At 36.2% G+C, this 13,887-nt stretch carries 23 protein-coding genes; all 23 read left to right on the forward strand.

Annotation, left to right across the window (positions count from 1 at the left end; genetic code table 11):
* The first annotated feature begins 2 nt into the window (after positions 1 to 2).
* The 23 genes from rpsQ (at position 3) to KSMBR1_RS14210 (ending at position 12,856) form a co-directional block, all read left to right on the forward strand.
* A complete protein-coding gene (gene rpsQ / locus KSMBR1_RS14100) occupies positions 3 to 275 on the forward strand; it encodes a 30S ribosomal protein S17 (protein WP_099325898.1) in 273 nt (90 codons plus the stop codon).
* A 22-nt stretch (positions 276 to 297) separates the two neighbouring features.
* Entirely contained in the window at positions 298 to 666 is a 369-nt protein-coding gene (rplN, locus tag KSMBR1_RS14105; protein WP_099325899.1) for a 50S ribosomal protein L14, read from the forward strand.
* A gap of 42 nt (positions 667 to 708) precedes the next feature.
* The gene (gene rplX / locus KSMBR1_RS14110; RefSeq protein WP_099325900.1) at positions 709 to 1,044 is read left to right on the forward strand and encodes a 50S ribosomal protein L24; all 336 of its coding nucleotides are present in this window, start codon (positions 709 to 711) and stop codon (positions 1,042 to 1,044) included.
* 16 nt (positions 1,045 to 1,060) lie between these two features.
* Positions 1,061 to 1,603 carry a 50S ribosomal protein L5 gene (gene rplE, locus KSMBR1_RS14115; protein WP_099327072.1) on the forward strand — a complete coding sequence of 181 codons (543 nt, stop codon included), beginning with the start codon at positions 1,061 to 1,063 and terminating at the stop codon, positions 1,601 to 1,603.
* Between the two features lie 10 nt (positions 1,604 to 1,613).
* Positions 1,614 to 1,799 (forward strand): type Z 30S ribosomal protein S14, encoded by a 186-nt coding sequence (locus KSMBR1_RS14120; protein ID WP_099325901.1) that lies wholly within the window; start codon positions 1,614 to 1,616, stop codon positions 1,797 to 1,799.
* A gap of 33 nt (positions 1,800 to 1,832) precedes the next feature.
* On the forward strand, positions 1,833 to 2,231 hold the full coding sequence (gene rpsH, locus KSMBR1_RS14125; protein WP_099325902.1) for a 30S ribosomal protein S8: 399 nt from the start codon (positions 1,833 to 1,835) through the stop codon (positions 2,229 to 2,231).
* A gap of 26 nt (positions 2,232 to 2,257) precedes the next feature.
* On the forward strand, positions 2,258 to 2,818 hold the full coding sequence (gene rplF, locus KSMBR1_RS14130; protein WP_099325903.1) for a 50S ribosomal protein L6: 561 nt from the start codon (positions 2,258 to 2,260) through the stop codon (positions 2,816 to 2,818).
* Positions 2,819 to 2,841: 23 nt separating this feature from the next.
* Entirely contained in the window at positions 2,842 to 3,210 is a 369-nt protein-coding gene (gene rplR, locus KSMBR1_RS14135; protein ID WP_099325904.1) for a 50S ribosomal protein L18, read from the forward strand.
* 30 nt (positions 3,211 to 3,240) lie between these two features.
* Positions 3,241 to 3,726 (forward strand): 30S ribosomal protein S5, encoded by a 486-nt coding sequence (gene rpsE / locus KSMBR1_RS14140; protein ID WP_099325905.1) that lies wholly within the window; start codon positions 3,241 to 3,243, stop codon positions 3,724 to 3,726.
* On the forward strand, positions 3,723 to 4,166 hold the full coding sequence (gene rplO, locus KSMBR1_RS14145) for a 50S ribosomal protein L15 (RefSeq protein WP_099325906.1): 444 nt from the start codon (positions 3,723 to 3,725) through the stop codon (positions 4,164 to 4,166). The genes rpsE and rplO overlap by 4 nt, the downstream gene beginning before the upstream one ends.
* Positions 4,163 to 5,545, forward strand: coding sequence for a preprotein translocase subunit SecY (gene secY, locus KSMBR1_RS14150; RefSeq protein ID WP_099325907.1), 1,383 nt, complete (start codon positions 4,163 to 4,165; stop codon positions 5,543 to 5,545). Before rplO ends, secY begins: the two co-directional genes overlap by 4 nt.
* Positions 5,542 to 6,219, forward strand: a complete 678-nt coding sequence (locus KSMBR1_RS14155) for an adenylate kinase (RefSeq protein WP_099325908.1) — start codon at positions 5,542 to 5,544, stop codon at positions 6,217 to 6,219. The genes secY and KSMBR1_RS14155 overlap by 4 nt, the downstream gene beginning before the upstream one ends.
* 5 nt (positions 6,220 to 6,224) lie before the next feature.
* On the forward strand, positions 6,225 to 6,977 hold the full coding sequence (gene map / locus KSMBR1_RS14160) for a type I methionyl aminopeptidase (protein WP_099327073.1): 753 nt from the start codon (positions 6,225 to 6,227) through the stop codon (positions 6,975 to 6,977).
* Between the two features lie 21 nt (positions 6,978 to 6,998).
* Positions 6,999 to 7,217: a translation initiation factor IF-1 gene (gene infA, locus KSMBR1_RS14165; RefSeq protein ID WP_099325909.1), complete on the forward strand. Its 219-nt coding sequence runs from the start codon at positions 6,999 to 7,001 to the stop codon at positions 7,215 to 7,217.
* 41 nt (positions 7,218 to 7,258) lie between these two features.
* A complete protein-coding gene (gene rpmJ / locus KSMBR1_RS14170) occupies positions 7,259 to 7,372 on the forward strand; it encodes a 50S ribosomal protein L36 (protein WP_099325910.1) in 114 nt (37 codons plus the stop codon).
* 30 nt (positions 7,373 to 7,402) lie between these two features.
* Complete coding sequence (gene rpsM, locus KSMBR1_RS14175; protein WP_099325911.1) at positions 7,403 to 7,786, forward strand: 30S ribosomal protein S13; 384 nt, start codon at positions 7,403 to 7,405, stop codon at positions 7,784 to 7,786.
* Between the two features lie 64 nt (positions 7,787 to 7,850).
* Positions 7,851 to 8,687 (forward strand): class I SAM-dependent methyltransferase, encoded by an 837-nt coding sequence (locus KSMBR1_RS14180; RefSeq protein ID WP_099325912.1) that lies wholly within the window; start codon positions 7,851 to 7,853, stop codon positions 8,685 to 8,687.
* 289 nt (positions 8,688 to 8,976) lie between these two features.
* The gene (gene rpsK / locus KSMBR1_RS14185; protein ID WP_099325913.1) at positions 8,977 to 9,354 is read left to right on the forward strand and encodes a 30S ribosomal protein S11; all 378 of its coding nucleotides are present in this window, start codon (positions 8,977 to 8,979) and stop codon (positions 9,352 to 9,354) included.
* Positions 9,355 to 9,388: 34 nt separating this feature from the next.
* A complete protein-coding gene (rpsD, locus tag KSMBR1_RS14190) occupies positions 9,389 to 10,015 on the forward strand; it encodes a 30S ribosomal protein S4 (protein WP_099327074.1) in 627 nt (208 codons plus the stop codon).
* Between the two features lie 146 nt (positions 10,016 to 10,161).
* The gene (locus tag KSMBR1_RS14195) at positions 10,162 to 11,178 is read left to right on the forward strand and encodes a DNA-directed RNA polymerase subunit alpha (protein WP_099325914.1); all 1,017 of its coding nucleotides are present in this window, start codon (positions 10,162 to 10,164) and stop codon (positions 11,176 to 11,178) included.
* 4 nt (positions 11,179 to 11,182) lie between these two features.
* A complete protein-coding gene (gene rplQ, locus KSMBR1_RS14200; RefSeq protein WP_099325915.1) occupies positions 11,183 to 11,758 on the forward strand; it encodes a 50S ribosomal protein L17 in 576 nt (191 codons plus the stop codon).
* A 23-nt stretch (positions 11,759 to 11,781) separates the two neighbouring features.
* Positions 11,782 to 12,402, forward strand: a complete 621-nt coding sequence (locus tag KSMBR1_RS14205) for a Maf family protein (RefSeq protein ID WP_261341064.1) — start codon at positions 11,782 to 11,784, stop codon at positions 12,400 to 12,402.
* Positions 12,389 to 12,856, forward strand: a complete 468-nt coding sequence (locus KSMBR1_RS14210; protein WP_099325917.1) for a dual specificity protein phosphatase 23 — start codon at positions 12,389 to 12,391, stop codon at positions 12,854 to 12,856. Before KSMBR1_RS14205 ends, KSMBR1_RS14210 begins: the two co-directional genes overlap by 14 nt.
* Positions 12,857 to 13,887 lie beyond the last annotated feature (1,031 nt).

A 13,887-nucleotide genomic window follows, 5' to 3' on the forward strand; every position in this document is an offset into this window, starting at 1 on the left:
AAATGCAAACTGCAACTGAAAAAAGAAGTAGGCGAAGAAAGTATGTTGGGAATGTCATAAAGACAAAAATGAATAAGACAATAACTGTAGAGATAATGCGCCTTGTAAAACATCCCAAGTATGGAAAGTATATAAAAAAATCTACTGTTTACAAAGCTCATGATGAAGAAAAAAGCGCAAATGTTGGGGACAAGGTAGAGATAGCCGAATGTCGACCCATTAGTAAAACAAAATTTACAAGATTTATTCGTATTATTGAGAAGGCAAAAGATTGATCATTAGCTGGGGTGTGTTTAGATGATAATGGAACAAACTAGTTTAGACGTCGCGGACAACAGCGGGGCGAAAAAGGCAAAATGTATAAAAGTTCTCGGTGGTTCTCGGCGAAAATATGCAACGGTAGGCGATGTAATCGTAGTAGCTGTAAAAAAATCTATTCATGGAGGAGTAGTTAAAAAAGGCGACGTTTGCAAAGGCGTTATTGTTAGGACACGGAATAATGTGCGTCGGGAAGATGGGTCCTATTTGAAATTTGATAAGAACGCAATTGTTATAATCGACAACGATGGTAACCCAAGAGGGACTAGAATATTTGGTGCAGTGGCAAGAGAATTAAGGCAAAAAAACTTTATGAAAATAATTTCCTTGGCTGCAGAAGTAGTTTAATTAGTTGAGAATGAGGTTTTAGAGAAGGAAAACAGTGGTTATATGCATATTCGCAAGAATGATATAGTGGCAGTAGTTGCTGGAAATGAGGCGGGAAAAACTGGGAAAATAATGAAAATATTACCAGAAAAAAATCGTGTGGTAATAAAAGGGGTAAAGGTAATATATAAGCATGTTAAGCCCAGCCAGAAAAATCCACAAGGCGGTAGGATTCAGAAAGAGACTTCAATATCAGCTGCAAATGTTTTGCCTGTTTGTCAGAACAGAAGTTGCAAAAGGAATGGATTAGGGGTACGAATAAAAAAGAAGGTTTTGGAAAATGGCGCTAAATTGCGTACGTGTGTTTATTGTGACGTAGAAATATCATCGGATGAATGATAGTTTAGGATTAATTATGGCAAGGTTATTAAAAAAATATAAAGAAGAAACCGTTCCTCATTTAATAGAGAGGTTTTCATTAAGAAACAAATATTCAGTACCCAAAATACAAAAAGTTGTAATCAATATGGGTGTTGGAAAGGCAATTGACAATAAAAATTTTCTTGAAGAAGCTATAGGGCATCTGACAACAATAAGTGGCCAAAAGCCGGCTGTTACTGTCGCAAGAAAATCAGTTGCTGGTTTTAAATTAAGAGAAGGCCAGGCGATTGGTTGTAAAGTTACCCTACGTGGGAAAAGAATGTTTGAATTTATTGATCGTTTTATCAGCATCGTTTTACCACGAATAAAAGATTTTCGTGGAATATCTGTGAAATCTTTTGATGGAAGAGGAAATTACACATTAGGTCTCACAGAACAGACAGTTTTTCCTGAAGTGAATATTGATAAAATTACAACTATACAGGGCATGGATGTTACATTCGTTATTAGTGGCAAGTCAGATGAATATTCTCATGAATTGCTAAAGTCATTGGGAATGCCTTTTAGGTCTGAATAAGGAGTTTTAAATGGCAAGGAAGTGTTTAATAGAAAAAGCTAATAGGGATCCTAAATACAAAACTAGAAAATATAATAGGTGTAAATTATGCGGGAGAAGGCGAGCCTATTATCGTAAATTTCAAACATGCAGGATCTGTTTTAGAATGCTCTCGTTAAAAGGTGAGATACCTGGTGTTAAAAAAGCAAGTTGGTAAAATTAAAATTGATTTATTGAAAAGGGATAAAATATGTGCATGACAGATCCAATTTCAGACATGCTTACACGAATAAGAAATGCTAATATGATTCGTAGGGATTGCGTTGATATTCCTGCTTCTAAAATTAAGCAGGAGATATTAAAGATTATGAAAAATGAGGGTTATATTGAAGAATATAAAGAAATTCCTGATAATAAACAAGGGATCATCAGGGTTTATTTAAAATATGGAGCGTTGAAGCAGAAGGTTATTAACAATCTCGTAAGAGAGAGTAAGTCAAGCAGAAGGGTTTACAAAAGTGCCAAAGATGTAGAAAAGGTTTGCGGAGGTTTCGGGTCTGCGATATATTCTACGTCGAAAGGGATATTGTGCGACAAGGAGTGTCGAAGGTTAAAAATTGGCGGTGAACTTATTTGTACAGTGTCTTAATAGGTTTTTTTATTTAAGGGGTTAGGATGTCAAGAATAGGGAAGCAACCTGTTAAGGTTCCGAGTGATGTAAAAGTTGCAATAAATAATAAAGCTATTGAGATAAAAGGGCTTAAGGGTACCTTAAATTTAACCGTTCATCCGAGCATTGATGTTGAATACGCACTAGGTAGTCAACAGATTATTGTGAAGAGAAGCTCGGATGAAAAGCGATTTAAAGCACTGCACGGTTTAACTAGGGCATTGCTCGCAAATATGATGATAGGTATTATGCGTGGGTTTTCTAAAGATATTGAGATTGTGGGATTAGGATATAATGCTAAAATACAAGGCAATACGTTAGTTTTATCGCTGGGTTTTTCTCATCCTGTACATATGGAGATACCGAAAGATATTAAAGTTGAGGTTAAAAATCCAACAAACCCCGCTAAATTGACGATTTCTGGTACTGACAAACAATTGGTAGGTCAGTTTTCTGCAATGATAAAAGCTAAAAAGCCTTCTGAACCTTATAAGGGCATGGGTGTGAAGTATGCCGGAGAAGTAATAAGAAGAAAGGCTGGTAAGGCTATGTCTTCCGGTGGATAATGTTTTGGTTAAGGGTATAGATTATGGATCCAATTAAAGAAAAAAGAAGAAAAAGAGCAGGGCGACATAAAAGAATCAGAAAGAAAGTGATAGGCAGTTGCGAAAGACCACGTTTGAGCGTTTATCGAAGTCTGAAGAATATTTATTGTCAGATTATTGATGATAATGAGGGCAAGACACTAGTTGCAATTTCTACTTTAACGCCAGATGTTAGAGCAAGTATCGTATATGGTGGCAACATAAAGGCGGCGGAGATCGTTGGTGAAAAACTGGCAGAACAGGCTATAAAGAAAGGTATTACAAAAGTAGTTTTTGATAAAGGTGGATATGCTTATCATGGAAGGGTTAAGGCTTTAGCGGAAAGTGCCAGAAAGAATAGTTTAAATTTTTAATTATTTGATAAGTCGAACAAGGAGATACAGTTGGCGCAACCAGAACAACCGATTAATCTAGAAGAAACAGTTGTAAAAATTAACCGATGTACGACTGTAACCAAGGGTGGAAAGTCGATGAGCTTTAGTTCTCTTGTTGTTGTTGGAAATAAGGCGGGGAGTGTCGGTATCGGCTTTGGAAAAGCGCGTGAGGTACCAAACGCGGTAAATAAGGCCGTCAAGGAAGCGAAAAAACAGCTATTTAAAATAAATTTAAAGGGCGACACGATACCACACGAGATAATGGGACGTTACAAGGCTGCCAGAGTATTCATGAAGCCCGCTTCACCAGGTACAGGTATTAAAGCTGGTGCGCCTGCAAGAGCAGTTCTGGAATATGTGGGAGTAAGAAATATCTTGACTAAATGTTATGGCAAAAGGAATCCACTTAATGTCGTTAAGGCTACATTAAACGGTTTGAGATCCCTAAAAACAAAAGAAGAAGTTGAAGAACTACGGGGAGTAAGGATAGAATGAATCTTTTTGATTTAAATGCGGTTCCAATAAAGAGGAAACGTAAGAAAAGGGTAGGGCGAGGAATTGGGTCCGGTTGGGGAAAAACTGCAGGTCGTGGAGCAAAAGGAGCTTCTTCGAGATCTGGCTTCAGCATGAAAAAATTGTTTGAGGGTGGACAAACACCTCTTTTCCGCCGATTACCAAAACGTGGTTTCAACAACATATTTAAAAAAGAATATAACATTGTAAATTTAAAGGACATTGCACATTTTGGCAGTGGTGATATAGTAACGATTGCTATACTGAAGGAATCTGGGATAATTAAAAAAATAGGTGTAGGAGTGAAGGTGTTGGGTGAGGGCGAGTTAAAAAATTCAATTACAGTTGAAGCGCACAAATTTAGCAAAGTCGCAATGAAAAAGATTAAAGCGGCAGGCGGAGAGGCTAAAATAATTTCATGATTGAACAATTTGGAAATGTTTTTCGCATACCTGAGTTACGTAAAAAAGTTCTAATCACACTTGGTTTAATAGCATTGTGTCGGGTAGGTGTTTATTTACCCATACCCGGTATCGATACTACTGTATTAAAATCGTATTTTAATCAGTTTTCACAGTCCGGAATTGGGCAATTATTAGGAATGGTAGACATGTTTGCAGGCGGTGCCATGTCTTCCGGTGCTATTTTTGGACTAGGAGTGATGCCTTACATCAGTGCCTCTATCATCTTTCAGTTGTTAGTTGGTGTGGTTCCTTATTTAGAACGGCTACAGAAAGAGGGTGAGGTAGGCAGGAAGAAAATTAATCAATATACACGGATTGCAACCGTAGGTTTGTGTCTTTTCCAAGCTTTTGTGATGACGAGAACACTTTACACTGTCGAGTTTAATGGAGTTCCAGTTATACCAGTATATTTACAGGGCGTTAGTTTTCAGTTAATGGCGGCAATTTTACTAACAACTGGCACTATGATCTTGATGTGGATCGGGGAGCAGATAGAAGAGCACGGGATCGGTAGTGGTATATCGATAGTTATTATGGTTGGGATTATTGAGCGCCTGCCTTGGGCTTTTAACCAAATAGTACAGAACTTTACATTTTCTGTAGCTCCGGCAGAACATCAGATTGGAATCGTTAAACTTTTAATATTGTTGGGTATGTTTTTCGCCATTGTAGGTGGTGTTGTCTATATAACGCAAGGGCAAAGGCGTATTCCTATACAACAAGCTAAGCATACGCGTGGTAGGAGGGTGTACGGTGGACAAAGACACTTCTTACCGCTAAGAGTGAATCAAGCTGGCGTGATGCCAATAATATTTGCGCAATCATTGTTGATTTTCCCTGCTGCAATCATGCAAGGTATACAGATACGGTTTGAACCCGGGAGCGTTGGTTATTGGATAACCTCGCGCTTATCGGGTATTTTGCAAGAAGGTGTTTTATACGTTATGTTGTATATTTTACTAATTACTTTTTTTTGTTATTTTTGGACGGCTATCCAATTTAACCCAAGAGAAATGTCCAATAATATGAAAGATTATGGCAGCTTTATTCCCGGGATTAGACCGGGGCATAGAACTGCAGAATATCTTGAGAGTATTATGGGCAAGATAACACTTGCAGGTGCTGCCTTTTTATCTTTAATTGCTATTCTTCCGAAGTTGGTAGCAGGAGGCTTTGAACTTAACAGGGCTATTGCTGGATTTTATGGAGGCACTGGATTACTGATAATTGTTGGTGTTGCATTGGATATGGTGCAAAGAATCGAATCGCATATGATAATGAGGCAATATAGTGGCTTTCTTAGCGGTGGTACACGAATTAGAGGTAGGATGGGATGAGGATCGTATTTTTAGGTCCTCCAGGTGCAGGTAAAGGAACTCAAGCGGAAACAATTAGTAAGATTGAGAATATTCCTCATATTTCTTCAGGGAATTTATTACGCGAAGCTATTGAGGCCGGAACTGAGACAGGTGCTAAGGCTCGTTTTTATATAGAGAAAGGCATATTAGTACCAGATCAAGTTGTTGTGGGAATTGTTGTAGATAGAATTTTAAAGCATGATTGTGAAAATGGTTTTGTTTTGGATGGTTTTCCAAGGACACTTTCTCAAGCAAAAGTGCTTGACGAAATGTTAAAAACACTTGGAGATAGTCTTGACATTGTTTTTTATTTTATTGTCTCTGAGCAGACGGTTATTGATAGATTGTCTGGTAGGATGATTTGTAGTGTGTGCGGTGCGAATTATCACATAAAATTAGTGCCACCGCTAAAAAATGGTATTTGTGATAAGTGTGGCGGGAAATTACTTCAAAGGGCCGATGATAAACCAGAAACAATTATAGAAAGACTTAAAGTTTATCGTGAACAAACGGCAGACCTAGTTGAATATTATAAGAAAAATAAGATATTAAGGGAAATAATTAGTGACTTGAGAATAGAAGTGATCTCAAAGACTATCGCTGATATCATAAATCAAGAGTGCAAGAAGCAAAAAAAGACAATGGCCGGGTAACAAAGGTGATAGTGCGCAAATCTCCACGTGAAATAGAAATAATGCGAAGTGCTGGAAAGATAACGGCAGAAGCGCTAAGACTGGCGAGAGAACTCACTAAAATAGGTATAACAACAGATTATTTAAATGAAGAAATAGAGAAATTCATTATAAGTAAAGATGCGGTACCTGTTTTTAAAGGCTATAGAGGGTTCCCTAAGAGCATATGCACTTCAATAAATGAAGAAGTTGTTCATGGTATACCTAGCCAAAGAAGATTAGACGAAGGTGATATTTTAAGCATAGATGTTGGTGTCCGTTATCGTAAATATGTTGCAGATGCTGCACTGACAATACCCGTTGGGATTATTTCTGAGGAAGCTGAAAGACTTTTAGATGTGTGTGAAAAATCGTTATATTTGGCCATAAGTGTGATCAAGTCACATGAAAAGTTGTCATTGATTTCGCGAACAATACAAGAGTTTGTTGAGGAAAACGGTTATTCAGTTGTAAGAGATTATACTGGTCACGGCATTGGTAGAAGCATGCATGAAGATCCACAAGTACCTAATTTTGTTAGTAAGTCGCTTTTAGAATATGATGAAATATTAATGCCTGGCGTGACTATTGCAATAGAGCCTATGATTTGTGTTGGAAAGCCAGGTACGAAGGTGTTGAATAATAGGTGGGTCGTCGTGACAAAAGATGGAGAATTATCAGCCCATTTTGAACATACGGTCGTAGTTACGGAAAATGGGGCTGAAATTCTAACGCTGTAGAAATTTTTTTATTTATATAATATGGCAAAAGAAGAACCGATTCGTGTGGAAGCAGTTGTAAAGGAATCTCTTCCCAATGCAATGTTTAGGGTAGAGTTGCAAAATGGACATAAGATACTTGCGCATGTTTCTGGTAAAATGCGCATGCACTTTATTAAAATATTGCCTGGTGATAAAGTGACTGTTGAGATGTCTCCATATGATCTTGATAAAGGTAGGATAATTTATAGGCAAGTTTAAAAGATTCGGCATATTTTAATTATTATTTAGAGAAGGCCACCATGAAAGTTAGAACTTCGGTGAAGAGAATTTGCGAAAACTGTAAAATAATAAGAAGAAAAAATGTAGTTCGTGTAATTTGTTTGAATCCTCGGCACAAGCAGAGGCAAGGATAGTTTTTGTGATTTCTAGAAAGGAATCTATTAATGCCTAGAATTGCAGGTACAGATATTCCCGCAGATAAAAGAATAGTTGTTGCGTTAACATATTTTTACGGTATTGGGGGTGCTCTATCTAAGAAAATATTAAGAGAACTTAACATAGATGAAAATGTGCGCGCTAAGGATCTTCATGAAGACCAGCTTAGTATTTTAGGCGCTCATATCGGGAAAAATTATAACGTAGAAGGTCAATTACGTAGACAAGAATTACAGAATATTTCACGTTTGAGAAGCATAAGTTGTTACCGTGGAATGCGTCATCGAATTGGATTGCCGGTGAGAGGTCAAAGGACAAAAACAAACGCTCGAACTCGAAAGGGGCGAAAGAAAACTGTAGCGGGCAAAAAGGGAGTTAAAGAAATGAGGTAACCTTTTGTATTCTGAACTATCTAATAAATTTTTGATATGTAATTATGAATTTTAAAAGGTTAAGATGGAAAAAAAAGAAATAATTGCAGCATTAATGACAGCTAATGTGAATTTTTTAAATGCTCTCGGATTGAATATAGATGTTTCAATTAGCAGAGAAAACAAGAAGTTTAATGAAGTCGTAGGATTCTGTGAACAAGTTATAACAATAATCGAAACCTTCTATAAAGAAAAAAAAGAAATTGTATTTCTTGACTGTTCTTGTGGTAAATCTTATTTGTCGTTTGTCTTGAATTATGTACTTTCAAATGTCTTTGCTTTAAATACATATTTCTATGCGGTCGATAAGAATACGGCAATAATAGAAAAATGCGAGAGGATCAATAGCCTTCTCGGATTTAAAAATATGTGTTTTATAAATGCTAAAACAATTGATGTTCTACCAGAAAAATCTGTCGATTTTGTTATTGCACTTCATGCTTGTGATGTCGCTACGGATGAAACTATTGCAAAAGCAATTAAAATAAAATCCAGGCATATTCTGGTAGTACCCTGTTGTGAAAATAATATTAGAAATCGGCTTAAAGAAGGACATCCGTTGGTGGATATAACGGATTTTGGCTTATTGAGATATCGGTTTGCAAGTATCCTTACCGAAGCATTAAGAGCACAGTTTTTAGCTGGAGCAGGTTATAGTGTTAAGCTCGTTGAGATCGTATCCCCAAAATATACGCCAAAAAACCTGATGATCATAGCAAAAAGAAAAAAAAGAAATAAAAAATACAATATGAATAAGTTTCAGAAATTAGATGAGATGTTTAATACTGACTTTGCCTTGCAAAGTTTTTTTGCCGATACAGGTTCAAATCGAAGTGAATGTTATAAGGCAATATGTGGGTGATATATTGTAATATACTGTAAGGGTTTGCAAACATGGACTTCTATGTTTACTCATAACTTTTATTTTTATAACTGGTTATAGCATTTGAAAAATCTTATTTTGTGAACTCCTTGAGTATCGTTAATCTGTTCGTTTTGCGGTATACTGATAAGCTCATAAAAAATATAATAGTTTTATAAAAGTGTTTGTATGACATTATAAGCTGTAATTAAAGTTAAAAAAAAGTGTTACTATGTTTTTTGTGTACTAAACACAATAACCAGGATGATTTTGATTGATGAGGTGAAATATGTCTAAAACTAGCAAAAAAATTAGGCGCAATGTTACAAGAGCTATCGCAAATATTAAAGCTACATTTAATAATACTTATGTGACAATAGCAGATGTTAATGGTGAGACAATTTGCTGGGCAAGTGCTGGTACCGCAGGTTATAAAGGATCCCGGAAAAGCACCCCTTTTGCAGCTCAAAAAGCAGCGACAAGTGCTGCTGAAAAAGCACAGAAATATGGAATACAAGAAATAGAAATAAGAGTTAAGGGGCCTGGGCCTGGCAGAGAATCTGCTATCACGGCCCTTCAAGCCGCAGGATTGAGTGTAAAAGCGATAGAAGATGTTACGCCTCTTCCACATAATGGTTGCAGACCCCGTAAAAAGCGCAGGGTGTAAAATAAATACAAATGTAGTTCTGGAAAGGAAAGATATGGCGAGATATGTAGGACCGCAGTGTAGGTTGTGTCGAAGAGAAGGTGAAAAACTGTTTTTGAAAGGATTTCGTTGTGAAACGGCTAAGTGTGCGATAACAAAGCGAAAATATCCTCCTGGACAATTTTCATGGGGAAGAGGAAAACTTTCGAAGTATGGTATCCAGTTCCGGGAAAAACAAAAAGTGAAACGTTTTTATGGTGTTTTAGAAAGACAGTTCCGGAATTACTTTAGAAAAGCGGAAAAACAAAAAGGGAATACTGGTGATAATCTATTAGTAATGTTGGAACGAAGGTTGGATAATGTTGTACATTTACTAACATTTGCACATTCAAGGAAAAGCGCCAGACAGCTTATTTTACATGGCAATGTAACGGTCAATGATAAAAAAGTTGATATCGCCTCTTTTTTAGTAAAAGTTGGTGATGTGATAAGGCCAAAAAATAGCGAAAGAAGTCGGAAGCTTGTTCAGGATAACGCGGAAGCTTTAAAATCCAGAAAAATATCCTCTTGGTTAGAATTTCGGCAGGGTGCATTGGAAGGTGTGGTGACACAACTTCCAAACAGAGATGATATTTCTGTTTCCGTGCAGGAACAGTTAATAATCGAACTTTGCTCAAAATAATCTTTTTAGCCGGATCATTCCACAATAATAAGAGTTGTCATTGTAGTCGTCAATTGAATTTGTAATCCCGCAAACATTCGTAAGAAAATTACTTACGTCAAATTTATTTTTATAAATTCCCTTATAAATAGATTAGGGAGGAAAATATGCGAATAAGGTGGAGAGGTCTTGAACTACCAGTACGAGTAGATGTTGAAAATGAAACTTTGACCGACAGGTATGGTAAGTTCATAGCAGCCCCTTTCGAACGTGGTTTTGGTCACACAATAGGAAATAGTCTACGAAGAATTTTGTTGTCTTCTTTAGAAGGTAGCGCTGTTGTTTCAGTTAAAATTGAAGGGGTGGCGCATGAATTTACCAATGTACCAGGTGTAATAGAAGATGTTGCTGATATAATCCTGAATATCAAAAATTTGATTGTCAAAATGCATTCTGATCAGCCGAAGATTATAAAAATTGAGGCTAATAAAAAAGGTAAAGTTACCGGCAAAGATATTATTACTGACGAAAACGTGGAAGTTGTTAATGATGATTTACATATAGCAACACTTTCAGAGGATATGGCTTTTAATGTTGAAATGGAAGTGAGAAAAGGTCGCGGGTATGTAACTGCTGATGAAAATGAAGCTGAGGATCAAGAGATTGGTTTGATATCTGTAGATTCTTTTTTTTCTCCTGTCAGAAATGTACGGTATGTCACTGAGGAGACACGTGTTGGAAGACGAACAAATTATGACAGACTTATTTTAGAGATTTGGACGAATGGTACTGTTACTCCCGAGATGGCTTTGGTTGAAGCCGCAATGATTACTCGAAAGCATTTGAATCCGTTTATACAATACTTCGAAATAGGCAGAGAATTACAACAAATCGAAAAAAATATGAGTGCTGAGTGCATATCTGACATGTCTTCTGAAGAATTTAATAGGACTTTGAGCATGCCGATTGCGGAATTAGATTTATCGGTGCGAGCTTCTAATTGTTTAGAGACTGTTAATATCGTAACGGTAGGTGATCTTGTTGTTAAAACAGAGGACGATCTTTTACAGATAAAGAATTTCGGAAAAACCACGATGAAGGAATTAAAGAAAAAACTAAGTCAGTTAAATTTAGCTATTGGGATGCCATTGGAAATAAAACGAATGGAAAAGGGAAAAGGTTGATACAATGAGACATGGAAAGAGAGGCAGGCATTTATCTAGAACTTCCGCTCACAGAAAGGCATTGAGGCAGAATATCGCAAATAGCCTTTTTATTCACGGAAGAATAGTTACAACTGTTGAAAAAGCAAAGGAGACAAGATCTTTTGTTGAAAAGATAATCACCATAGCTAAAAAAGGATTGGACAAAAAAGAGAGCGACAGGCCAGGCTATGTACACTGTTATCGACAGGTTCTTTCTAGATTGAAAAATGTCGATATTGTAAAAAAGATTTTTGGAGAAGGAGATTGGCGCGAGAGTGAGGGTATTGCAAAAAGATTTACAAACAGGAATGGTGGATATACACGTATATTGAAATTGTCAGGTACACGCTTAGGAGTTCTTTCTGGGAGCAGTGTTGGTAAGATACCAGAGCTTGAATATTCTATGGGTGGAATATGTAGAAAATTAAGGTTGTTGGGAAGAAGGCTTAATGATAATGCATCCCTTGCTATTTTTGAGTTGGTAGAAACTGAAACAGATGTAAACAACTCAGAAGAGATTAAACCCAAAGTTGCCACCTCTTCGCTTAAAAACTTCTGATTTTTTCTGATATGCCTTTGTTTATGTGGGTAGAAAGTTCAATACCAGGAGTGATTTTTTCCAGGAAGCGTTTTGTCCTTGCTTCAAATTCACCGCAAAGGATCAAATTGTTAAAATTGATGAGGTTATCTTTTGACGTGGTACCTCACGGAGTCGAAGAAAGCCTTTATAACAAACGATTACCACCGGACGTACTTGTTCAATATCTTGCATCGTTAAAGGCAGGTAGTGTCGCTAAAGGGTTGAAAGACGTGTTTATCATTGGAGCAGATACGGTTGTTTTGCATAACAATGAGGTTTATGGCAAACCAAAAGATGAAGATGATGCGCGAAGAATGCTTTTTTTATTAAATAATTCGGTTCATGAAGTATTTTCCGGACTCTGTATTAAAGAACTGCCGTCTGAAAATGAATATGTAGGTGTTGCACTGACCAAGATAAAAATGAAGAATGTTTCGGTATATGAACTTGAAAGTTACGTGCAATCAGGAGAGCCAATGGGAAAAGCCGGTGCTTATGCTGTCCAGGGAGCGGGCAGAAGGTTTATTGATAGAATAGATGGAAGTTATTCAAATGTTGTTGGTTTACCGCTAGAGTTATTGTATAAAATGCTTAATGATTTTGTAAATAATGAATATTCCTAGAAATTTTAGTTGGTTATTAAAAGGTGAAATTGCTGGTATGGCTAGACCCATATCTGTAGTATCTGATTTTGAATTTCTTAGGGAAAATGGTATTGATGTTATAGTTACTTTGTCAGAGTGGCCACTTCATAAAATATTATTAGAGGAATTTGGTTTTGTCAACAAGCATATCCCCATTGCAGACCTTACCCCACCTACACAAGAACAGATAGAAGAATTTATTTTTTTTGTAAATGAAGCTGTGTCTTCTAGTAAAAAAGTGGTTGTACATTGTGATGCAGGAATTGGGAGGACTGGTACTATGCTGGCATGTTACCTTGTAAATAAAGGATTTAGCGCAATAGATGCTATTGTAGAAGTTCGCAAAAAGAGACCGGGTTCTATTGAGACTGCTGCACAGGAAGAAACTGTATCAAAATACGAGAAAAGACTTTCTAAAAAGATTAAGAAATAGCATGTAGTATCGCATGTTAAGCGAGCAAGAAATATCTTGTATTTTATTGAAGTGATATTAAAAATTAAGTTTTGTCTAATTCTAGGTCGATTACTTTTTTTACTGTAAAAAGTATACTTGTAACAATTTCCTTATCCGCAATCATTCAATTCTCCTTAGGTTTTCCTGCTGTTCCTTTAATACAAATCAAGTAAGCAGCGCAATTTTTTTGCACGTACAGCAGTGCAGTTTAATTTCTACCTTATAAACAGAAAATCTTTCGTAAAAAAGAAAATATATGACTCCATTGATTTTTTTTGTTTTTGGAGAATATGCAAGATTTCAACCTTACAATGGCTTGGAATTACGATAACCATTTTTCAGAAAATGGTTAAAAGTTGGGTAAACTAACAAAGACAGATATGCAAAAAGCTTTTAAATGGACTGCTCTGTTTTACAGATTTTGTGGGGAATTGTTATGGAGAGGCTATTTTATTAAATCTCTCAGAAAAAATATTAGTATTTTAAGCGCACAATACATTGCAGATATCAATGTTGTAAAATCCAATTAAAATCACTGCATTCATTTGCAGAATGTTTTTAGGTTTGTTTTTCGATAACTTGTTTATGCAAAGTAAGTTATTGCAACTAAAGGATTATTTTTCTACCTTGAAATTTTCTTGCCAGTTAAATTTGTTTATGATAGTATTCACGAAAATTTGTGTCTTTTAAATACTAAAATATAATGGCTACACTTTTTATAGAAGAAATAGTTTTATGATTTATGTAGTTTATATTTGTTTTATGCGGTTGTTTTTAAATGAAATATATCCCTATGTTTTGATCTCCGGTAGTTTAATAAATTACGCTGAATAGTTACAAAATATTTATATAGTCAAACAAATAAGGTTTTCGAAAAATTTACACACCCCCGGCCCCTCTTTTTAGAGGGGAGAGAAGAAGTCCCCTCTATCAAGAGGGGATTTAGGGGTGTGTTTGATAATATGCCTAGTCAAATAAATCTGTTTTTTAGAAAGCCATTTTATCGCCAA

This window comes from Candidatus Kuenenia stuttgartiensis (assembly GCF_900232105.1).
Taxonomy (GTDB): domain Bacteria; phylum Planctomycetota; class Brocadiia; order Brocadiales; family Brocadiaceae; genus Kuenenia; species Kuenenia stuttgartiensis_A.

Excerpts from the sequence above, each read along its gene's own strand:
- rpsQ (WP_099325898.1), top strand. The coding sequence starts at position 3 with ATGCAAACTGCAACTGAAAAAAGAAGTAGGCGAAGAAAGTATGTTGGG.
- rplN (WP_099325899.1), top strand. The coding sequence starts at position 298 with ATGATAATGGAACAAACTAGTTTAGACGTCGCGGACAACAGCGGGGCG.
- rplX (WP_099325900.1), top strand. The coding sequence starts at position 709 with ATGCATATTCGCAAGAATGATATAGTGGCAGTAGTTGCTGGAAATGAG.
- rplE (WP_099327072.1), top strand. The coding sequence starts at position 1,061 with ATGGCAAGGTTATTAAAAAAATATAAAGAAGAAACCGTTCCTCATTTA.
- KSMBR1_RS14120 (WP_099325901.1), top strand. The coding sequence starts at position 1,614 with ATGGCAAGGAAGTGTTTAATAGAAAAAGCTAATAGGGATCCTAAATAC.
- rpsH (WP_099325902.1), top strand. The coding sequence starts at position 1,833 with ATGTGCATGACAGATCCAATTTCAGACATGCTTACACGAATAAGAAAT.
- rplF (WP_099325903.1), top strand. The coding sequence starts at position 2,258 with ATGTCAAGAATAGGGAAGCAACCTGTTAAGGTTCCGAGTGATGTAAAA.
- rplR (WP_099325904.1), top strand. The coding sequence starts at position 2,842 with ATGGATCCAATTAAAGAAAAAAGAAGAAAAAGAGCAGGGCGACATAAA.
- rplO (WP_099325906.1), top strand. The coding sequence starts at position 3,723 with ATGAATCTTTTTGATTTAAATGCGGTTCCAATAAAGAGGAAACGTAAG.
- secY (WP_099325907.1), top strand. The coding sequence starts at position 4,163 with ATGATTGAACAATTTGGAAATGTTTTTCGCATACCTGAGTTACGTAAA.
- KSMBR1_RS14155 (WP_099325908.1), top strand. The coding sequence starts at position 5,542 with ATGAGGATCGTATTTTTAGGTCCTCCAGGTGCAGGTAAAGGAACTCAA.
- infA (WP_099325909.1), top strand. The coding sequence starts at position 6,999 with ATGGCAAAAGAAGAACCGATTCGTGTGGAAGCAGTTGTAAAGGAATCT.
- rpmJ (WP_099325910.1), top strand. The coding sequence starts at position 7,259 with ATGAAAGTTAGAACTTCGGTGAAGAGAATTTGCGAAAACTGTAAAATA.
- rpsM (WP_099325911.1), top strand. The coding sequence starts at position 7,403 with ATGCCTAGAATTGCAGGTACAGATATTCCCGCAGATAAAAGAATAGTT.
- KSMBR1_RS14180 (WP_099325912.1), top strand. The coding sequence starts at position 7,851 with ATGGAAAAAAAAGAAATAATTGCAGCATTAATGACAGCTAATGTGAAT.
- rpsK (WP_099325913.1), top strand. The coding sequence starts at position 8,977 with ATGTCTAAAACTAGCAAAAAAATTAGGCGCAATGTTACAAGAGCTATC.
- rpsD (WP_099327074.1), top strand. The coding sequence starts at position 9,389 with ATGGCGAGATATGTAGGACCGCAGTGTAGGTTGTGTCGAAGAGAAGGT.
- KSMBR1_RS14195 (WP_099325914.1), top strand. The coding sequence starts at position 10,162 with ATGCGAATAAGGTGGAGAGGTCTTGAACTACCAGTACGAGTAGATGTT.
- rplQ (WP_099325915.1), top strand. The coding sequence starts at position 11,183 with ATGAGACATGGAAAGAGAGGCAGGCATTTATCTAGAACTTCCGCTCAC.
- KSMBR1_RS14205 (WP_261341064.1), top strand. The coding sequence starts at position 11,782 with ATGTGGGTAGAAAGTTCAATACCAGGAGTGATTTTTTCCAGGAAGCGT.
- KSMBR1_RS14210 (WP_099325917.1), top strand. The coding sequence starts at position 12,389 with ATGAATATTCCTAGAAATTTTAGTTGGTTATTAAAAGGTGAAATTGCT.